Source organism: Ruegeria sp. O4, assembly GCF_056535125.1.
The window spans coordinates 104,781-123,565 of sequence record NZ_JBQERO010000009.1; the positions used below are offsets into that span (position 1 = coordinate 104,781).

The 18,785-nt window shown below is 57.0% G+C and carries 16 protein-coding genes; 10 read left to right on the forward strand and 6 right to left on the reverse strand.

Annotation, left to right across the window (positions count from 1 at the left end; genetic code table 11):
* Nucleotides 1-11: 11 nt before the first annotated feature.
* From tdh to ACR0J7_RS12160, 3 genes are all read right to left on the reverse strand, one after another.
* On the reverse strand, nt 12-1,040 hold the full coding sequence (gene tdh, locus ACR0J7_RS12150; protein WP_209507272.1) for an L-threonine 3-dehydrogenase: 1,029 nt from the start codon (nt 1,038-1,040) through the stop codon (nt 12-14).
* A 14-nt stretch (nt 1,041-1,054) separates the two neighbouring features.
* On the reverse strand, nt 1,055-2,239 hold the full coding sequence (locus tag ACR0J7_RS12155; RefSeq protein WP_480914408.1) for a glycine C-acetyltransferase: 1,185 nt from the start codon (nt 2,237-2,239) through the stop codon (nt 1,055-1,057).
* A 110-nt stretch (nt 2,240-2,349) separates the two neighbouring features.
* The gene (locus ACR0J7_RS12160) at nt 2,350-2,913 is read right to left on the reverse strand and encodes a helix-turn-helix domain-containing protein (RefSeq protein ID WP_480914410.1); all 564 of its coding nucleotides are present in this window, start codon (nt 2,911-2,913) and stop codon (nt 2,350-2,352) included.
* Between the two features lie 116 nt (nt 2,914-3,029).
* Here ACR0J7_RS12160 and ACR0J7_RS12165 point away from each other — a divergent pair, with 116 nt between their 5' ends.
* A complete protein-coding gene (locus tag ACR0J7_RS12165) occupies nt 3,030-4,205 on the forward strand; it encodes an acetyl-CoA C-acyltransferase family protein (RefSeq protein WP_480488107.1) in 1,176 nt (391 codons plus the stop codon).
* 96 nt (nt 4,206-4,301) lie between these two features.
* Here ACR0J7_RS12165 and ubiB read toward each other — a convergent pair whose 3' ends face one another.
* Both ubiB and ubiE read right to left on the reverse strand, forming a co-directional pair.
* Nucleotides 4,302-5,831, reverse strand: a complete 1,530-nt coding sequence (gene ubiB, locus ACR0J7_RS12170; protein ID WP_480914412.1) for a 2-polyprenylphenol 6-hydroxylase — start codon at nt 5,829-5,831, stop codon at nt 4,302-4,304.
* Nucleotides 5,832-5,834: 3 nt separating this feature from the next.
* Nucleotides 5,835-6,587 carry a bifunctional demethylmenaquinone methyltransferase/2-methoxy-6-polyprenyl-1,4-benzoquinol methylase UbiE gene (ubiE, locus tag ACR0J7_RS12175; RefSeq protein WP_480900015.1) on the reverse strand — a complete coding sequence of 251 codons (753 nt, stop codon included), beginning with the start codon at nt 6,585-6,587 and terminating at the stop codon, nt 5,835-5,837.
* Between the two features lie 86 nt (nt 6,588-6,673).
* Between ubiE and mutM the strand changes: the two genes are divergently transcribed.
* The 6 genes from mutM (at nt 6,674) to recF (ending at nt 13,301) form a co-directional block, all read left to right on the forward strand.
* The gene (gene mutM, locus ACR0J7_RS12180; protein ID WP_480773995.1) at nt 6,674-7,525 is read left to right on the forward strand and encodes a bifunctional DNA-formamidopyrimidine glycosylase/DNA-(apurinic or apyrimidinic site) lyase; all 852 of its coding nucleotides are present in this window, start codon (nt 6,674-6,676) and stop codon (nt 7,523-7,525) included.
* Between the two features lie 66 nt (nt 7,526-7,591).
* Nucleotides 7,592-8,368: an enoyl-CoA hydratase gene (locus ACR0J7_RS12185; protein ID WP_267363125.1), complete on the forward strand. Its 777-nt coding sequence runs from the start codon at nt 7,592-7,594 to the stop codon at nt 8,366-8,368.
* Nucleotides 8,369-8,593: 225 nt separating this feature from the next.
* Nucleotides 8,594-8,857, forward strand: coding sequence for a 30S ribosomal protein S20 (rpsT, locus tag ACR0J7_RS12190; RefSeq protein WP_039541017.1), 264 nt, complete (start codon nt 8,594-8,596; stop codon nt 8,855-8,857).
* Between the two features lie 555 nt (nt 8,858-9,412).
* Nucleotides 9,413-10,798: a chromosomal replication initiator protein DnaA gene (gene dnaA / locus ACR0J7_RS12195; protein WP_209507181.1), complete on the forward strand. Its 1,386-nt coding sequence runs from the start codon at nt 9,413-9,415 to the stop codon at nt 10,796-10,798.
* A gap of 224 nt (nt 10,799-11,022) precedes the next feature.
* The gene (gene dnaN / locus ACR0J7_RS12200; RefSeq protein WP_267363127.1) at nt 11,023-12,144 is read left to right on the forward strand and encodes a DNA polymerase III subunit beta; all 1,122 of its coding nucleotides are present in this window, start codon (nt 11,023-11,025) and stop codon (nt 12,142-12,144) included.
* A 59-nt stretch (nt 12,145-12,203) separates the two neighbouring features.
* Nucleotides 12,204-13,301 carry a DNA replication/repair protein RecF gene (gene recF / locus ACR0J7_RS12205; protein WP_480900093.1) on the forward strand — a complete coding sequence of 366 codons (1,098 nt, stop codon included), beginning with the start codon at nt 12,204-12,206 and terminating at the stop codon, nt 13,299-13,301.
* Here the strand turns inward: recF and ACR0J7_RS12210 are convergent.
* Nucleotides 13,298-13,864 (reverse strand): carboxymuconolactone decarboxylase family protein, encoded by a 567-nt coding sequence (locus ACR0J7_RS12210; protein WP_480773996.1) that lies wholly within the window; start codon nt 13,862-13,864, stop codon nt 13,298-13,300. The two genes, recF and ACR0J7_RS12210, sit on opposite strands and share 4 nt — an antisense overlap.
* 100 nt (nt 13,865-13,964) lie before the next feature.
* On the opposite strand from ACR0J7_RS12210, the gene ACR0J7_RS12215 reads away from it, so the two are divergent.
* The 3 genes from ACR0J7_RS12215 to ACR0J7_RS12225 all read left to right on the forward strand — a co-directional run bounded on the left by ACR0J7_RS12215 (nt 13,965) and on the right by ACR0J7_RS12225 (nt 18,613).
* The gene (locus ACR0J7_RS12215) at nt 13,965-14,537 is read left to right on the forward strand and encodes a TetR/AcrR family transcriptional regulator (RefSeq protein WP_480488096.1); all 573 of its coding nucleotides are present in this window, start codon (nt 13,965-13,967) and stop codon (nt 14,535-14,537) included.
* A 114-nt stretch (nt 14,538-14,651) separates the two neighbouring features.
* Entirely contained in the window at nt 14,652-17,069 is a 2,418-nt protein-coding gene (gene gyrB, locus ACR0J7_RS12220) for a DNA topoisomerase (ATP-hydrolyzing) subunit B (protein ID WP_480539388.1), read from the forward strand.
* 227 nt (nt 17,070-17,296) lie between these two features.
* Nucleotides 17,297-18,613 (forward strand): serine hydrolase domain-containing protein, encoded by a 1,317-nt coding sequence (locus ACR0J7_RS12225; RefSeq protein WP_480900011.1) that lies wholly within the window; start codon nt 17,297-17,299, stop codon nt 18,611-18,613.
* Nucleotides 18,614-18,785 lie beyond the last annotated feature (172 nt).

The following is an 18,785-nucleotide window of genomic DNA, read 5'->3' on the forward strand; positions in this document are numbered from 1 at the left end:
TTTCCAGCGGGTTAGGTCCAGTCAAGGACAACCTTGCCAGAGAGGCCGGATTTCATCGCGGCGAAACCATCCGAGAAATCATCAACCGCAAAGCGATGCGTGATCACGCGGGACACATCCAAACCGTTTTGCAGCATGGCGATCATCTTGTACCAGGTCTCGAACATCTCGCGACCATAGACGCCCTTGATTGTGATCGCCTTGAAAACGATGCGCGACCAGTCGACCGGAGATTTCCCCGGCGGTATCCCCAGCAAGGCGATTTTCCCACCCATCACAAGCGCTTCGACCATCTGGTCCAGCGCGGCTTGTGAGCCGGACATTTCAAGCCCCACATCAAAGCCTTCTTTCATTCCAAGCTGTGCGATGATGTCGTGCAAATCTTGTTTGGAAACATCAACGGTCCGCACCGACGGCACCACATGTTCAGCCAGTTTCAATCGTTCAGCGTTAATGTCCGTAATCACAACATTGCGGGCACCTGCATGGCGGGCAACGGCGGCCGCCATGATGCCGATGGGTCCTGCGCCGGTGATCAGGACGTCCTCGCCCAGAAGGTCAAAGCTTAGCGCGGTGTGTACAGCATTGCCCAGCGGATCAAGGATTGCCCCGATCTCATCCGGGATATCGTCCGGCAGGGGAACAACGTTGAAAGCAGGCAGTTTCAGGTATTGCGCAAACGCGCCCTGTTCGTTCACCCCGATCCCGCGCGTGCCGGGGTCGAGGTGAAACTTGCCGGCTCGGCTTTGACGGCTTTCAGTGCCGATCAGATGCCCTTCGCCGGAACAGCGCTGCCCAACATCCAGACCGGTGACGTTGCGCCCAATCTCGACGATTTCCCCGGCGAACTCATGACCAGTGATCATCGGAACCGGAACGGTGTGAGAGGCCCACTCATCCCAGTTCCAGATGTGAATGTCGGTACCGCAAATTCCGGTCTTGTTGATCTTGATCAGCACCTCATCAGGCCCGATTTCGGGAACCGGGGCCTGTACCATCCACAACCCTTCTTCGGGTTTCGACTTTTCCAGCGCTTTCATCGTGTTGGGTCGCATCAAATCACCCCCAGTTCCTTGCCGACCCTGCCAAAGGCCGCCAACGCGCGGTCCAGTTCGTCCCGCGTCAGGGCAGCGTTCATCTGCGTTCTGATCCGCGCCTGTCCGCGGGGAACAACAGGAAAGAAGAAGCCCGAGACATACACGCCCTCGTCAAACAGCTTGGCGGCCATCTCTTGTGCCAGCGTTGCATCGCCCAGCATGATAGGGATAATCGGATGTTCACCGGGCAACAGATCAAAACCAAGCTTTTCCAGACCAGCACGCCAGTACTTTGCGTTTCCGAACAACTGCGCGCGTAGAATGTCGCCTTCTTCGACCAGGCGGATTGCCTCAAGTCCTGCGGCGACGATGGATGGCGGCAGCGAGTTCGAGAACAGATAGGGCCGCGCCCGCTGCCGCAGCAGGTCGATCACTGGCTGCGGCCCGGCGATGTAGCCGCCGATTGCCCCCCCAAGTGCCTTGCCCAAAGTTCCTGTCAGAATGTCGACATCAACACCAAAGTGATCCGGTGTTCCGGCGCCGCGCGGGCCCATGAAGCCGGTTGCATGGCAATCATCGACCATGACGATGGCATCGTATTTATCAGCCAGTTCGCGAATTTTCGGCAAGTTGGCCAAATAGCCATCCATCGAGAACACGCCATCGGTTGCGATCATGATATGACGCGCGCCATCCTCGCGCGCCTGCTTCAGCCACGCTTCCAGGTCGTTCATGTCATTGTTCAGATAGCGATAGCGCTTGGCCTTGCACAGCCGCACCCCGTCAATGATAGAGGCGTGGTTCAGACTGTCCGAAATGATGGCATCTTCAGGCCCCAGCAACGGTTCGAACAACCCGCCATTGGCATCAAAACAGGCCGCGAACAGGATCGCATCATCCTTGTTCAGGAATATCGCCAACCGCTGTTCCAGTTCCCGGTGAATATCCTGCGTTCCGCAAATGAACCGGACCGAGGCCATGCCGAATCCTTTCGGACCCATCGCATTTGTTGCGGCCTCGATCAGCGCGGGGTGATCCGCAAGACCCAGATAGTTGTTGGCGCACAGGTTGATCACCCGTTTGCCGCCCACCGTAATCTCCCCGCCCTGAGGCGAGGTGATCATTCGTTCGCGCTTATACAGCCCCTCGGATTCGATCTGTGCGAGTGTGTCCGTGATATGGGACAGGAATGCATCTGCCATGGCGACCTCCGTTCAACTGAGTCGCACATCTAACATAGCGGATGAATTTCCCAAATAGGGGAATTTCAATATACAGGAAAATTTTCCGTGAAGGCGGAAATTTGCTGACGTCAGGCGTTCTTTACGATCAAGAACACCCGCGCTGGTTCTTTGGCCGAGATGGAATGCACGATATCCGCGGCATAGCGGGCGGTGTCCCCTTGGCTCAGATCCGACACGGCACTACCCGATTTAACCTTGACGGCGCCTTCCAACACGGTCAGCTGCTCACGCGCGCCGCGCGCATGGGGCTGGCTGTTCAAGGCCCCGCCTTTGTCGAACTCGATATCATAAACCTCATGACCACCGGCCTCTTCCGGTGGGGACAGGATGCGAATGCGGCAGTTCTGCCCCATATTGTCGATGCTGGGCACTTCGGACGCGCGCAGCATCTCGATCTGATCACTGGCTTTTGAACCTTCCAGAAGACCGGCAAAATCCACCTGTAGCGCACGGGTCAGGTTCCAGAGGGTCGAGATCGTCGGGCTGCTTTCCCCGCGTTCGATCTGGCTAACCATGGATCTGGACACGCCACTCAGGTTTGCGACTGCTTCCAGCGACAGTCCTTTGGCCCGGCGTGCGTCTTTCAGGCGGGCGGGCAAAAGGTTCAGGATATCGTCTGTGTTCTCCGTCATGACGGAATCCATGCGTGTTGGGACCCCGCTTGTCAATTCCATCCGTGACGGCACGTCCTATAGGACAGGATCATGCTGCATGTGCATACTGACGACGATTCCAAGAGGAGAAAGACATGACAGACATCGTATTGCTGGATGGTGCGCGCACCGCGATTGGAACTTTCGGTGGCGCACTTGCGTCAACCGCACCCATTGATCTGGCGACGGTGGTCACCGAAGCGGCCTTAGAACGGTCAGGGGTAGAAGGTGCGCAAATCGGGCATGTTGTATTTGGCCACGTCATCAATACCGAGCCTCGGGACATGTACCTGTCGCGTGTTGCCGCGATGCAGGCTGGGATTCCGAATGGCACCCCTGCGATGAATGTAAACCGTCTGTGTGGCTCGGGCGCACAGGCGATCGTGTCGGCGATGCAGTCCTTGATGCTTGGCGATGCCGATTTCGCTGTGGCAGGTGGCGCAGAAAGCATGTCGCGCAGCCCTTACATTGTTCCACAGGCACGCTGGGGCGCGAAAATGGGTGATGTCACTTCGCTGGACATGATGCTGGGTGCGTTGAACTGCCCCTTTGGCACAGGGCACATGGGTGTGACGGCCGAGAACGTTGCCGATGAACACCAGATCAGCCGTGAACAGATGGACGACTTCGCCCTGACCAGCCAGACCCGCGCGGCAGCCGCAATTGAAGCCGGATATTTCGAAAGCCAGATCGTGCCCGTTCAGGTGAAGGTCAAGCGCGACATGGTGGATTTCAAAGTTGATGAGCATCCCAAAGCGACGACAGCCGATGCGCTGGCCGGGTTGCGACCAGTGTTCAAGAAAGATGGGCGTGTGACGGCGGGCAATGCCTCGGGCATCAACGACGGTGCGGCGGCGATGGTGCTGGCAACGGCAGACGCGGCGGAAAAGGCCGGGTTGAAGCCAAAAGCGCGCGTGATCGGATATGCACATGCTGGCGTGCGCCCCGAAGTCATGGGTATTGGCCCGGTACCGGCTGTGCAAAACCTGCTCAGGAGGACGGGTTTGTCAGTGGAAGACTTTGATGTGATCGAAAGCAACGAAGCATTTGCCGCGCAGGCGCTGGCCGTCAACCAGGAGCTTGGGTTGAATGCAGCGAAGGTGAACCCGAATGGAGGTGCGATTGCGCTGGGGCATCCTGTCGGTGCGACGGGCGCCATCATTACCATGAAGACGCTTTATGAGCTGGAGCGCACAGGCGGATCAAAAGGGTTGATCACCATGTGTATTGGTGGTGGTCAGGGGATCGCCATTGCCATCGAGCGGCTCTGATCCGGGTCTGGGCAAAGGGGGGCTGTCTGCCCCCCATCGCGCAAGGCGCGATTCCCCCCGAGGATATTTTTAGCCAGATGAAGCTGCGGATCACAATCAGCCGAGTGTAGTGATCAACAGAACTACGGCTGCGCCGGCAACCGCACCGAGAGCGGCGGGCAGGAATTTTGGCAACAGACCCGAGTTTTCCGGTTCTTCTTTGTGCGTCTGTGCAATCAACGCGTTTTCGACCAATGTCGGCAGGCGCGGACCAAAGCGTGCCAGAACCATAGCGGTTTTGGCAAAGTCACGAAGCGCGGCGCGCGGGCCGATGGATTGTTTGATGTAATCTTCGACCACGGGGCGGGCAACTTCCCAGATATTGATGTGGTCGTCCAGTGACCGGGCAACGCCTTCAACCACGACCATCGTGCGCTGTAGAAGGATCAGCTCGGTTCGGGTTTCCATGCCAAAACGCTCTGTCACTTCGAACAGATAGCTTAGCAAACGGCCCATCGAAATATGCGAGGCATCCATACCGAAGATCGGTTCGCCAACCGCACGCAGGGCGCGGGCGAATTCATCGACGTCCTGGTGTGCAGGAACGTAACCGGCTTCGAAATGCACTTCGGCCACGCGCTTGTAGTCGCGGCGGATGAAACCGAACAGAATCTCGGCATAGACCCGGCGCGTGTATTCGTCGATATGGCCCATGATACCGTAATCATAAGCGATGATATCACCGTTGGCGGCGACCTTGAGGTTGCCCTGATGCATATCGGCGTGGAAATAGCCGTCGCGCAGGGCGTGAAGAAGGAACAGGCGCAGCACACGTTCAGCCAAGTCGCGGCGATCGTGGCCAGCGGCGTCCAGTGCGTCATTTTCACCCAATGGAACACCGTCGGCCCAGCTGAGTGTCATCACGCGCCGTGCCGACAGTGACCACAATATAGGCGGCAGCCAGAACCCTTTGTCGTCTTTTGTGTTGGCCGCATATTCCGAGGCAGCAGCGCTTTCCAGACGCAGATCCAGTTCACCCCGTACAACGCCATCGAAATGTTCAATGACCTCCATCGGACGCAATCGGCGAGCACCCGGCGCAAACAAATCGACTATGCGAGCGGCGAAGTAAAACGCGTCCACGTCCTTGCGAAATGCGCGCTCAATCCCTGGGCGCAGAACTTTGACGGCGACATCCTCGCCCGTGCTAACAAGTTTGGCTTTGTGGACCTGAGCAATGGACGCGGCTGCAATGGGTTCACTGAAATCGCAGAATATCTCGGCAACAGGCTGCCCCAGTTCCTTTTCCACTTCGGCCAAAGCCACGGCTTTCGAGAACGGCGGCAGCTTGTCCTGCAAAACACGAAGTTGCACAGCCAGTTCATTGCCTACTACATCCGGGCGCGTAGAAAGCACCTGACCAAACTTGATGTAGGCCGGGCCCAAAGCGGTGAGTGCACGTGTTGCAGGCGGCATATCCGGGTCGCCCTTGTAACCCAGCCACCAAAACGGTTTGCCTAGAGCGTGGGCAAGAAACCGGATAGCCCTTGGCGCCTCGAACGCGTCGAGGACCACGTTCATGGCACCGGTGCGCTCAAGCGTTGCGCCTGTACGGATCAGGCGGATGATGTTGTGGGGACCACGCATGCGTCAGATCTTCCAGCCGGAATGCAGCGCGGCGATACCCATGCTGAGATTGCGGAATTTCGCGTTTTCGAAGCCAGCAGTTCGGACCATGTTCAGGAAGGTTTCCTGATCGGGGAACTTGCGGATCGACTCCACCAGATACTGATAGCTGTCGTAATCATTCGCGATCAGCTTTCCCATGCGTGGAATGACATTGAAGCTGTAGAGGTCATAGAGCTTCTGCAGCCCGTCATTGGGAAGCTGACTGAACTCCAGTACCATCAGGCGGCCACCGGGTTTCAGCACGCGAAAGGCTTCGTTCAGGGCCTCTTGCGGGCGGGTCACGTTCCGGATGCCGAAAGAAATCGTGTAGACGTCAAAGGTGTTGTCTTCGAATGGCAGGGCCATGGCATCGCCCACCACCCAGTTCAGGCTGTCGGCCATCTGGTCGGCTTCTGCGCGTTGCCGGCCTTCGATCAGCATGGGTTCTGTCAGATCAAGAACCGTGGCATGGCCATAGCCTGCACGTTTCAGAAAGCGAAAGGAAATGTCACCGGTTCCGCCTGCAACATCCAGCAAACGCTGACCGGGGCGTGGTGCCAGCCAGTCCATCATCGCGTCTTTCCAGACCCGGTGGATACCCATCGACATGACGTCGTTCATCACGTCATATTTCGAGGCGACCGAGTTGAACACGCCCTGCACGCGCCCGGCCTTGTCAGCCTCGCGTACGGTTTCGAACCCGAAATGAGTGGTGTTGTCGCTGTTGTCGGACATAAGCCTTGCCGTTTGTCGAATTTCGCTTCTGTTATAGGGCTCTGGAAGCGGGGTACAATGCGGCCCTTTGGAATAGGAGCCCTGTAATGCCAGAATTGCCCGAGGTCGAGACAGTAAGACGGGGTCTTGTTCCCGCGATGGAGGGCATAGTGATAGAACGCGCCGATGTGAACCGCCCGGATCTGCGCTGGCCATTTCCCGAACGCATGGCAGAACGGCTGACCGGGCAGCGGGTGGATCGGTTAAGGCGGCGATCAAAATACATCCTGGCCGATCTCAGCAGTGGCGAGACCTTGTTGATACATCTGGGGATGTCGGGGCGAATGACGGTGTCAGGGGACCCACTGGGTCATTTCCTGCGCGAACATCCTGCCGTTGAGAAACATGACCATGTTGTTATTCACATGGCCAACGGGGCGCGTATCACCTTTAACGACCCACGCCGGTTCGGGGCGATGGACCTACTGCCCACAGCCACGGCCGAAGATCACAAGCTTCTGGCGGTTCTGGGACCAGAGCCCTTGGGTAATGATTTCCATGAGCAACACCTGATTGAAGCATTTAAAGGCAGGAATACCCCTGTCAAATCAGCTCTGCTGGATCAGGGAATCGTTGCCGGATTGGGGAATATCTATGTTTGCGAGGCGCTTTATCGCGGCAAGGTGTCGCCACGTCGCAAAGCAGGGCAAATATCTGCGGCACGTGTCGCATCGCTGGTTCCCATCATTCGGAGGGTGTTGCAGGACGCGATCGAAGCAGGCGGATCATCCCTGCGGGATTTCCGCCAAGCTGATGGAGAACTTGGATATTTTCAGCACAGCTTTGATGTCTACGGTCGCGAAGGAAAGCCCTGCCGCACCGAAGGTTGCACTGGTCTGATCCAGAGAATCACCCAGTCCGGTCGCTCATCCTTCTACTGTGCGCAATGCCAAAGATAGCTTGATCCAGAGAATTCGCGTGGTAAGGACTCGTAACTGAACGGAACAACCGGAAGCTTTTTTCTCATGGCTTTTGAGACGATCATCGTCGAAATCGAAGACCACGTCGCCCTAATCAAACTCGACAGACCGGATGCGTTGAATGCGCTGAACTCCCAGTTGCTGGGTGAGTTGTGTACCGCGCTGGAAGAGGCAGACAGCAACGACAAGGTGCGTTGCATCGTCATCACCGGATCGGACAAGGCCTTTGCCGCAGGCGCGGACATCAGGGAAATGTCCGAGATGAGCTTTGTCGATGTCTACACCACCAATCTTTTTGCTGATGCAAACAACCGGGTTTTGGCGATTCGCAAACCGATCATCGCCGCGGTTGCGGGCTATGCTCTGGGTGGGGGATGCGAGTTGGCAATGCTTTGCGATTTCATCATTGCTGCGGACACTGCAAAATTCGGCCAGCCTGAAATCAACCTTGGCGTCATAGCCGGGTTGGGCGGCACCCAGCGTTTGACGCGCTTTGTCGGCAAGTCCAAGGCGATGGACATGAACCTGACTGGTCGGTTTATGGACGCGGACGAAGCCGAGCGCGCTGGTTTGGTCAGCCGGGTCGTACCGGCCAAGAAGCTGATCGAGGAAGCCGTTGGTGCGGCGCAAAAAATAGCCGAGAAATCGGCACTGACGGCGGCGGCGGCAAAAGAAGCGGTCAATCGCAGTTACGAGCTTCCGCTGAGTGAAGGAATGCTGTTTGAGCGTCGCGTCTTCCATTCCATGTTTGCCACCGAGGACCAGAAAGAGGGCATGGCGGCGTTTCTTGAAAAGCGGGCTGCGCAGTTTCGCGACAAGTAAAACGCAAGAGACTAATGAACGGCGGGCTATGCCCGCCTTTTCTTTACCCGGTTTGTGAGCCCCAAGAATCGGCTTGGCAATCCTTGAAATGTTCGGTATTGAGCGCCGCAATACATGCGCGTGCGGCCCGCTTGGCCCGACTCACACTCGTGATTTCTGATCCGGTGCGGATATATCCGTGGCGCGCAACCCTTGATAACCGTACCGAACGAAGGTCAGAGATACATGGCAAATTCGCCCCAGGCAAAGAAACGCGCCCGTCAGAACGAGAAGCGTTTCGCTGTTAACAAAGCGCGTCGTTCGCGCATCCGCACCTATCTGCGTAAAGTCGAAGAAGCGATTGCATCCGGTGACAAAGATGCGGCAACCGCAGCACTGCGCGCCGCCCAGCCTGAGCTGATGCGCGGCGTCACCAAAGGCGTGTTCCACAAGAACACTGCCGCGCGTAAAATGTCGCGCCTGTCGGCCCGGGTCAAAGCTCTGGGCTAAAGCCCGCGGGTTACCTTAGGTCAAGTCAGCAAGGCTGAACTAATGTCAAAGGCGCTGCGCATTGCGGCGCCTTTTTTCGTGTTGCCGGAATACCGCGCCTTCACGAAACCGAGAGATTCTTTCGACCAAAGACCCGAGTCAATATCAGAGTTTCGTTGCCGCGCCCCATTTCAAGTTGCTACCACTGATGTCAGCGATTCACTCGCTTGGGGGGACAGGCTGTTTACTCGATCGGACTGACGGGCATCAGATCGATCAGGAAACATTCGTCGACGACTGGCGCAAGCTGGGCTGCCGATTTGCCGCGAAGTCCGGGTTATCCGGGATTCTCGGCCCTGTCTGAAAATTGAGATTGTGACGTGCAGCCCGAGTTTCGGGACGCTCATTTTTTGTTGAGCGTCGAAAATCCGGGTGCACCGAACTTTCAGGGGCAATCCCGCCAAACCGTTAGGTTTGGCGATAGGTTCCCTTTGGGCGTGTGAATACAAGACCGGGCAACCGGCTTCGTATGATAAGGCCGACAGGCCAATAAGAATGGGATGCGTGAGGCGCTGAATGACACAAGAGAAATGGGGACTACTGCGTAACAAATTGCTGAAGGCTGTCGGTCGGAATAATTTCACCACTTGGATCGAGCCTCTGGAATTTAAAGAGCTGCAGGATGGTGTGGCGGTTTTTTCCGTGCCAACGAACTTTATGGGGAATTACGTCAGCCAGAATTTTGCGGACCTTATCTTGTACGAGCTGAATACGGCTGGGGAAACCGTTCAGCGTCTGGATTTCCGTGTTGCCGCCAACTCGCCCGCACGCCCCAAGCCCGCAGCCAAGGTGGTCGCCGAAACTCGGCCAGAGCCGGTACCCACAGTCGCTACGGATAGTGCGCAGAACGCTTTGGAGTCGTTGCAGGCCGCGCCGCTGGATTCGCGTTTCACCTTTGACAGTTTCGTGGTGGGCAAACCCAACGAGCTGGCCCATGCTGCCGCGCGCCGCGTGTCCGAAGGTGGCCCGGTCACATTCAACCCGCTTGTTCTGTACGGCGGAGTGGGTCTGGGTAAGACCCACCTGATGCACGCCATTGCCTGGGAGCTGAAAACCAAGCATCCGGAACTGAATGTCCTGTACCTGTCAGCCGAACAGTTCATGTATCGCTTCGTGCAGGCCCTGCGGGAACGCCGGATGATGGATTTCAAGCATTTGTTCCGTTCGGTCGATGTGCTGATGGTCGACGACGTGCAGTTCATTGCCGGAAAGGATTCTACTCAGGAAGAGTTTTTCCATACGTTCAACGCGCTGGTGGATCAGAACAAGCAGATCATCATTTCGGCCGACCGCGCCCCGGGCGAAATCAAGGATCTGGAAGATCGTGTAAAGTCGCGCCTGCAATGTGGTCTGGTCGTTGACCTGCATCCGACTGACTATGAATTGCGCCTGGGCATTCTGCAAAACAAGGTCCAGCAATACAGCAGCTCCTATCCTGATCTGACGATTGCGGATGGCGTTCTTGAGTTTCTGGCCCATCGAATCTCAACCAATGTCCGCGTGCTGGAAGGTGCTCTGACACGTCTGTTTGCCTTTGCCTCGCTGGTTGGGCGCGAGATCGACATGGAGCTGACGCAGGATTGTCTGGCAGATGTCCTGCGCGCATCCGAGCGCAAGATCACGGTTGAAGAAATCCAGCGGAAAGTATCCGAATACTACAACATCCGCATGTCCGATATCATCGGTCCCAAGCGCCTGCGATCCTACGCGCGCCCCCGTCAGGTGGCGATGTATCTTTGCAAGCAGCTGACCAGCCGATCGCTGCCAGAGATCGGCCGTCGGTTCGGCGGGCGCGACCACACCACGGTCATGCATGGCGTCAAGCGCATTGAAGAGCTGAAACTGACCGATGGCCAGATCGCTGAAGACGTGGAAATGCTACGCAGGTCTCTCGAAGCCTGAACCGGGCCAGCAGCGCTAAGGAACGCTTCGGGCCTCTGTTCCGGGGCGTTTTTTGTGCGTAATAATCCACGGTTGCACCAGAACTGAGGCCCGTTGGGCACGCCGCACTTGACGGTTGCTGCATTCCAACCCAGAAATCCGTAAAAAATCCTTGTGCCTCGGGGTGGAACCGCTAACGTGCCAGTCCCGCCCATGTCGGTACGCAAGTCAGAGGAATTGAGGGTATGAAGATCAGCATTGAACGCGGCACCCTTCTTAAGGCCGTTTCGCAGGCCCAGTCCGTTGTAGAACGTCGCAATACCATTCCCATACTTGCCAATGTCCTGATCGAGGCCGAAGGCGATCAGGTCCAGTTCCGTGCCACCGATCTGGATATCGAAGTGGTCGATAAGGCACCCGCACAGGTCGAAAAGGCAGGCGCGACGACCGTTGCGGCAACAACCCTGCATGAGATTGTGCGCAAACTGCCCGACGGTGCGCTGGTGACACTGACTGCTGACAGCGCCGCTGGACGGCTGACAGTTGAAGCGGGGCGGTCGAATTTTTCGCTGGCGACACTGCCGAAGGAAGATTTTCCGGTGATGGCATCGTCTGAGTATCAATCGAATTTCACCGCTTCGGCGGCATTGCTTCGCCGGTTGTTTGACAAGTCGAAATTCGCCATCTCGACCGAAGAGACCCGGTACTATCTGAACGGTGTCTACATGCATGTGGCAGATGGGTCCGAGGGTGGAAAAGTGTTGCGTTGTGTGGCCACCGATGGCCACCGGCTTGCGAGGATCGACGCAGATTTGCCGGATGGCGCGGCGGATATGCCGGGCGTGATCGTGCCCCGCAAAACAGTGGGCGAGTTGCGCAAGCTGCTGGATGACGACGAGATGGATATCGCCGTTTCGGTCAGTGAAACCAAGGTACGCTTTGCCACGCCGGATATCACGCTGACGTCGAAGGTTATTGACGGCACCTTCCCCGACTACACACGCGTTATCCCGCAAGGAAACACCCGCAAGCTTGAAGTGGATGCTGCTGAATTCGCGCAGGCCGTGGATCGCGTGGCAACTGTTTCGTCGGAGCGGTCGCGGGCAGTGAAGCTGCAATTGGAAGGCGACAAGCTGATCTTGTCGGTGAATGCACCCGACAGTGGCGCCGCCGAGGAAGAATTGGCTGTCGCTTACGGGGATGAGCGGTTGGAGATCGGGTTCAACGCCAAATACCTGTTGGAGATTGCGTCTCAGGTGGATCGTGAGAATGCAGTTTTCCTGTTCAACTCGGCTGGTGACCCGACATTGATGCGTGAAGGCAACGACCTGAGTGCTGTATACGTCGTCATGCCGATGCGCGTCTGATCGCGCGGACGCGCGATGCCTCCGGCGGGAGTATTTTTGAAAAGATGAAGGGAGGGGTCATGGGATTGGCCCTGACCGAGCTTACGGTCTCGCATTTTCGATCTCATAAGCTGGCGCGGTTGTCTCTGGACGGACGTCCCGTTGCTATTCACGGGCCAAATGGGGCCGGGAAGACCAATCTTCTTGAAGCGGTGTCGTTGTTTTCACCCGGTCGCGGAATGCGGCGGGCGAGTGCAGCCGAGATGACCCGACGGCCCGAGGCGTTGGGTTGGAAACTGTCTGGGTTGCTGGACGCTCAGGGGCAGCGGTTTGAGATCGAAACCTGGTCCGAGGGCGGCGCAGCGCGACAGGTGCGAATTGATGGCAAGTCGGCGACGCAGATCGATCTGGGGAAACTTGCGCGAGTTGTCTGGCTGACCCCGTCAATGGACCGTCTGTGGATTGAAGGGGCGGAAGGGCGCCGTCGGTTTCTGGACCGTATCGCGCTGAGTTTTGACCCAGCCCACGCTGAAGCATCGCTGATCTATGAAAAAGCGATGCGCGAACGTAACCGCCTTCTGAAAGAGCAGATCAGGGATGCGCATTGGTACGCCGCGCTTGAAAGGCAGTTGGCCGAGACGGGGCATCGCATCCATACCGCGCGGTTGAGGTCGCTGGATCTTCTGCGGGCAGCGCAGGATAGGGCGGAAACAGTCTTTCCGTCGGCCGAACTGGAATTGGTGCAAACCGAAGGCGCAATGCCCGAGACGGCGGAAGATTTGCGAGACGCGTTGGGCGAGAGCCGGTTCAGGGATCTGGCAGCAGGCCGGACCCTGGTGGGGCCGCATCGGTCCGACCTGTACGGTGTGTTCGCGGCCAAAGGCGTGCCGGCAAGGGAGTGTTCCACTGGTGAGCAGAAAGCGCTCTTGGTGTCGCTGATCCTGTCCAATGCGCGGGCGCTTGCGGCAATGCTGGGCGCACCTCCGATCGTTCTGCTGGATGAAGTGGCCGCGCATCTGGATGCTGGGCGGCGTGCAGCGCTTTATGACGAGATTTGCGCGCTGGGCGCTCAGGCCTGGATGACCGGTACCGGGCCTGAACTGTTTGCGGAATTGGGCGACCGGGCCCAGACGCTGATCGTTACCGAAAGCGATGAGGGTTCGGTCGTGACTGCTTAGGCCGGTTCGCTGACTTTACGTTCCCACAGAAAGCCGCGCATAACCTCGTCCACCGGGGTTTTGGCCATGTGGTTGATGTAGTTCGACATGGTTTTCTGGGCCAGACCCAGCACGACATCCAGAACCGCGCGATGGGAATAACCCGCATCAAAGAACGCCTGAAGCTGATCTTCGGTCGGGTTGCCGCGGGTTTCCATCACTTCTAGGGTGAAGGTGCGCAGTGCTTCGAGCTTGGCTGAAGGCAGCGGGGTTTCATTGCGCAGGGCGTCCGAGATCTCATCCGATATCTTCATCATCTTGGCGATACCTGTGTGGGCGGGCACGCAGTAGTGGCACTCGTTTTCAACATTGATGGTCTGCCAGACGACGGTTTTCTCATCATTGTCGAAATCGGTTTTCAGGAACAGGCCGTGCAAAATCTGGTAGCCTTCCAGATGTTGAGGGCTTTCGGCCATGACCCTATGCAGGCCGGGCAAGCGACCAAAAGCGGCCTGAGACTTTTGCAGCAGCGGTTTGGATGCTTCAGGCGCGGTTTCGAGGTCGTGAGACGGGAAATTGGCCATGTCGGAACTCCTGTTTCTGGCGCGATGGGTCGTATTTAGGGTTTCTTGAGTGATCGCTCAAGTATATATTTGAGTGAACGTTCAAGAATTGGTGATGCTGATGCCCCGCAAACCCGCATACGATCGTGACGTGTTGATCGCGAAGGCGAAGGATATCTTCTGGCGTCAGGGCTGGGCTGGTACATCGCTGAAGGATCTGGAGCGGGAACTGAAGCTGAAGCCCGGCAGTTTTTATGCGGCGTTCGGGTCGAAAGATGCGCTCTATGCGCTGACGCTGGAAAGCTATACGCAAGAAGGTTTGGCGCGCCTAAAGGCCCTGGCTGAGAGACTGGGTCCGAAGGAGGCGCTGAAAGCACAGCCCCGATTGGTGATCGAAGCAGCCGAGACCCCGGCAAAGGCCTGCATGTTGGCAAAGACATATGCCGAGTTGAAGGCGAAGGATCATGACCTTGCGGATCAGGCGGCGCATTACATGGCGGAAATGAAAGACTGTTTCGCTGATCTGTTTCGCAAGGCTCAGGATGCCGGTGAAATCGGGGCGGGACGTGATCCGGATCGTTTGGCGGCCAGGTATCAGTCAGACATTCTGGGGCTGCGCTTGTCCGCTGAACGCACAGACGTTGATGCGGCGCAAATTGCAGCGGATATCGCGTCTGATATCGATCGTTTGTGAGCCCCTCTCGGGGCGGCAAAAAACGATCCGGAAAACCACAAAATATTGGGGGATGGCGTGACAATCCCTACCAGAAAACGTATAAGTTACCAAAATAATATAGGTACTGACTGAATGTCCGAAGACGCACAGGCCCCTCAAGAATACGGCGCAGATTCTATCAAGGTTCTCAAAGGCTTGGAGGCAGTTCGCAAACGCCCCGGCATGTATATCGGGGACACGGATGATGGCTCGGGTCTGCACCATATGGTGTATGAGGTTGTCGACAACGGGATTGACGAGGCTCTGGCGGGTCATGCTGACCATGTGACGGTGAAAATTCACGCCGATTCCAGTGTTTCGGTCAGCGACAATGGGCGTGGTATTCCGGTGGACATCCACCCGGAAGAAGGCGTGTCGGCGGCCGAGGTCATCATGACCCAACTGCATGCCGGCGGAAAATTCGACAGCAATTCGTACAAGGTGTCGGGCGGCCTGCACGGTGTGGGTGTTTCCGTGGTGAACGCGCTTTCGGATTGGTTGGAACTGCGTGTCTGGCGCAATGGCAAAGAGCATGTCGCGCGGTTTGAAGGTGGCGAAACCGCTGAGCACCTGAAGGTTGTCGGTGAATGCGGAGACCGGACAGGAACAGAAGTGCGGTTTCTGGCTTCGACCGATACATTCTCGAACCTCGAATACTCATTCGAGACATTGGAAAAACGCCTGCGCGAACTGGCTTTCCTGAATTCGGGCGTTCGGATCATCCTGATTGACGAGCGTCCGGCGGAACGGCTGGAAACCGAGTTGTTCTATGAAGGTGGGGTCAAGGAATTCGTTAAGTATCTCGACCGGTCCAAAACCCCCGCCATGTCCGAGCCGATCTATATCAAGGGCGAGCGCGACGATATCGGCGTGGAAATCGCAATGTGGTGGAACGACAGCTATCACGAATCTGTCCTGCCATTCACCAACAATATACCTCAGCGCGATGGCGGTACCCATGTGGCGGGTTTCCGAGGTGCCCTGACCCGGACGATCAACAACTACGCGCAGTCCAGCGGGATCGCGAAAAAGGAAAAGGTCAGCTTTACCGGTGATGACGCGCGCGAAGGTCTGACCTGTGTGCTGTCGGTCAAAGTGCCTGATCCGAAATTCTCGTCACAGACCAAAGACAAGCTGGTCAGTTCCGAGGTTCGTCCGGCGGTTGAGGGTCTGATGAACGAAAAACTTGCCGAGTGGTTTGAAGAAAACCCGACCGAGGCCAAGGCGATCGTCGGCAAGATCATCGAGGCTGCGCTGGCACGCGAGGCCGCGCGCAAGGCGCGTGAACTGACCCGCCGCAAAACGGCGATGGATGTGAACTATCTGGCGGGCAAGCTGAAGGATTGTTCCGAAAAGGACCCCTCCAAAACCGAAGTCTTCCTTGTTGAGGGCGATTCAGCCGGAGGGTCGGCGCAAACGGGCCGTGACCGGCTGACTCAGGCGGTTCTGCCGCTGCGCGGTAAGATCCTGAACGTGGAACGCGCGCGGTTTGACCGGATGTTGTCCTCGCAGGAGATTGGCAATCTTGTCATGGCGCTGGGCACGGGTATTGGCCGCGATGAGTTCAACATCGAAAAGCTGCGTTACCACAAGATTGTCATCATGACTGACGCGGATGTGGACGGTGCGCACATCCGGACCCTGCTGCTGACGTTCTTCTACCGGCAAATGCCTGAGCTGATCGAAGGTGGGTATCTCTATATCGCGCAGCCGCCACTTTATAAGGTTTCGCGCGGTAAATCAGAGGTTTATCTGAAAGATCAGGCGGCGCTGGACGATTATCTCGTCAATCAGGGGATCGAGGGTGCCGTGCTGAAACTGGGATCGGGCGAAGAGATCATTGGTCAGGATCTGGCCCGCGTGGTGGACGAAGCGCGACAGTTGAAGCGTGTTCTGGACGCCTTCCCGACACACTACCCGCGCCACATTCTGGAACAGGCAGCCGTTGCCGGTGCCTTTGTGCCGGGTGCGGTGGACGCCGACCTGCAAGGGGTGGCTGACAAGGTTGCCGCCCGTCTGGATCTGATCGCGTTGGAGTATGAGCGTGGCTGGCAGGGCCGGATCACGCAGGATCACGGAATTCGCCTGGCCCGCATTCTGCGTGGTGTCGAAGAGGTTCGCACCTTGGACGGCCCGATGCTGCGGTCGGGGGAGGCCCGCAAAACAGGCAGCTTCACGCAAAGCCTGCAAGAGGTCTACAACACATCGGCCACGTTGATCCGCCGTGATCGTAGCCAATTGATCCACGGTCCGCTGGACCTGTTGCGCGCCATTCTGGAAGAAGGGGAAAAGGGCCTGTCCCTGCAGCGCTACAAAGGTCTGGGAGAGATGAACCCCGACCAGCTTTGGGAAACAACTTTGGACCCGGATGCACGCACGCTGCTTCAAGTGCGCGTAGACGATATGGTGGAAGCCGACGATCTGTTCACCAAGCTAATGGGTGATGTTGTCGAACCTCGTCGGGAATTTATCCAGAAAAACGCTTTGAGCGTCGAGAATCTGGATTTCTGACGGTGTAAAGACCAACGTGCTACCTGTTTGGGGCTGAAGTCGATCTGTGCAATTGCTGATCGAGCGATGTGCATCTTGGATGGCACTGGCCATGCTTCAGCGTGCGGGCTCTGACCTATCAGTCGACGTAACGAAACTGTGGTAAAGCCTGCTCGGTTGCTTCTAACCTTTGCCGGGCGAGGTAGCGGCAGGAATGGTTGCGGCGGATGTTCAGCAAAGTACTAAAAATGACCGGCAGTGCGGTGGTTCTGGGCGGGGTAGCTTTGATTGGCTACCTTTGGTTCGCACCCCCGGATCTTTTGAAGTTGGGAACCAACTACTCTGCCAAGATTGTCTGTTCGAACGTTTTCATTGCTGGACGGGATCCTGACGAAGTTCTGGCTGTGGACGTGCAAGCACCCGGCCACCCTCTGCTGGGGCAAATCTCAATAGAGGTGGATCGGGAAGCGCAGACTGTGAAAGCGCGGATCTTCCGGTTTTTTGCACCCGCGAGATCGCAGTTTCGTCAGGGGCTTGGCTGCACAAATGTTCATGAGGCTGATCTGAGCAACCAGACACTTTCAGCGCCTGATCCGCTGCCAGCAGGACTATGGCCAAACGGGAATGACGTTGCCTTGTCCCAAGACCCGAAGCTTCAGAATGTAATGTCGAATGACAGTTTGGTCGGCGAAGGATATCGCGCAGTTGTGGTGGTTCGAAACGGGCGCATCATTGCTGAACGGTACGCAGATGGGTTTAATGCGGATACCCCGTTACTGGGCTGGTCCATGACCAAGACAGTTACGGCCGGGTTGATCGGCACCTTGATTGAAGCGGGTCAAATGAGCTTGTCAGATACGCTTGTCGACAGCTTTCCCGATTGGGCCGACGACGCAAGGCGCAACATTACCGTTGCTGATATGCTGGCGATGACAAGCGGGCTGCAATGGGATGAAGAATACGGCGACGTTTCAGACGTAACACGCATGCTGTATCTCCGAGACGGTATGGCCGAATTTGCTGCCGGGCGCGTTGCTGAATCCAGTATTGGAAAGGACTTCAACTATTCCTCGGGCACGTCCACGATGCTGTCTCGGGTTTGGCAGGACAAGTTGGGCGACGGTGGGCTGAGCTATCCGCACAACGCGCTATTTGCGCCGATTGGCATGACATCGGCGGTTATCGAGACGGATGTCAGCGATACCTTCATCGGGTCCAGTTATATGTATGCGACGGCGCGTGACTGGGCCCGGTACGGGCAGCTTTTGCTGCAAAAAGGGGTTTGGAAGGGCTCTCGGATATTACCAGAAGGTTATGTGAACTGGATGTTCGAGCCGGTTGATGCTTCGGATGGCAAATACGCCAAGGGCCACCTTTGGCTGGAAGCACCCGGAGATTTGCCACCTTTTGAAGATGCCGTCTGGTTGCAGGGGCATGATGGTCAGTCCATCGGTATTTTCCCCTCTCATGATATGGTGATTGTGCGATTGGGATTGACGCCGTCCCGGCTGGGTTACTCATCCTTGCCGCTGGCCAAGGAACTGATTTCCGCATCTGGAAGCTAGCGTGCCAGGGTGCAAAAACCTGTTGGCCGCGACAGACAGATCACGCCTGACTGGCAAGTATTTCGACAAATACATCCTCGATCAGGACACAGGGTCGCAGGAGAGTGTCTTGCAAGTTGTAGGCATTTAGTATACCGCGGCATACAAAATTAAGGCGCTGGTTTGTTACCCG

Excerpts from the sequence above, each read along its gene's own strand:
- tdh (WP_209507272.1), bottom strand. The coding sequence starts at position 1,040 with ATGAAAGCGCTGGAAAAGTCGAAACCCGAAGAAGGGTTGTGGATGGTA.
- ACR0J7_RS12155 (WP_480914408.1), bottom strand. The coding sequence starts at position 2,239 with ATGGCAGATGCATTCCTGTCCCATATCACGGACACACTCGCACAGATC.
- ACR0J7_RS12160 (WP_480914410.1), bottom strand. The coding sequence starts at position 2,913 with ATGACGGAGAACACAGACGATATCCTGAACCTTTTGCCCGCCCGCCTG.
- ACR0J7_RS12165 (WP_480488107.1), top strand. The coding sequence starts at position 3,030 with ATGACAGACATCGTATTGCTGGATGGTGCGCGCACCGCGATTGGAACT.
- ubiB (WP_480914412.1), bottom strand. The coding sequence starts at position 5,831 with ATGCGTGGTCCCCACAACATCATCCGCCTGATCCGTACAGGCGCAACG.
- ubiE (WP_480900015.1), bottom strand. The coding sequence starts at position 6,587 with ATGTCCGACAACAGCGACAACACCACTCATTTCGGGTTCGAAACCGTA.
- mutM (WP_480773995.1), top strand. The coding sequence starts at position 6,674 with ATGCCAGAATTGCCCGAGGTCGAGACAGTAAGACGGGGTCTTGTTCCC.
- ACR0J7_RS12185 (WP_267363125.1), top strand. The coding sequence starts at position 7,592 with ATGGCTTTTGAGACGATCATCGTCGAAATCGAAGACCACGTCGCCCTA.
- rpsT (WP_039541017.1), top strand. The coding sequence starts at position 8,594 with ATGGCAAATTCGCCCCAGGCAAAGAAACGCGCCCGTCAGAACGAGAAG.
- dnaA (WP_209507181.1), top strand. The coding sequence starts at position 9,413 with ATGACACAAGAGAAATGGGGACTACTGCGTAACAAATTGCTGAAGGCT.
- dnaN (WP_267363127.1), top strand. The coding sequence starts at position 11,023 with ATGAAGATCAGCATTGAACGCGGCACCCTTCTTAAGGCCGTTTCGCAG.
- recF (WP_480900093.1), top strand. The coding sequence starts at position 12,204 with ATGGGATTGGCCCTGACCGAGCTTACGGTCTCGCATTTTCGATCTCAT.
- ACR0J7_RS12210 (WP_480773996.1), bottom strand. The coding sequence starts at position 13,864 with ATGGCCAATTTCCCGTCTCACGACCTCGAAACCGCGCCTGAAGCATCC.
- ACR0J7_RS12215 (WP_480488096.1), top strand. The coding sequence starts at position 13,965 with ATGCCCCGCAAACCCGCATACGATCGTGACGTGTTGATCGCGAAGGCG.
- gyrB (WP_480539388.1), top strand. The coding sequence starts at position 14,652 with ATGTCCGAAGACGCACAGGCCCCTCAAGAATACGGCGCAGATTCTATC.
- ACR0J7_RS12225 (WP_480900011.1), top strand. The coding sequence starts at position 17,297 with ATGACCGGCAGTGCGGTGGTTCTGGGCGGGGTAGCTTTGATTGGCTAC.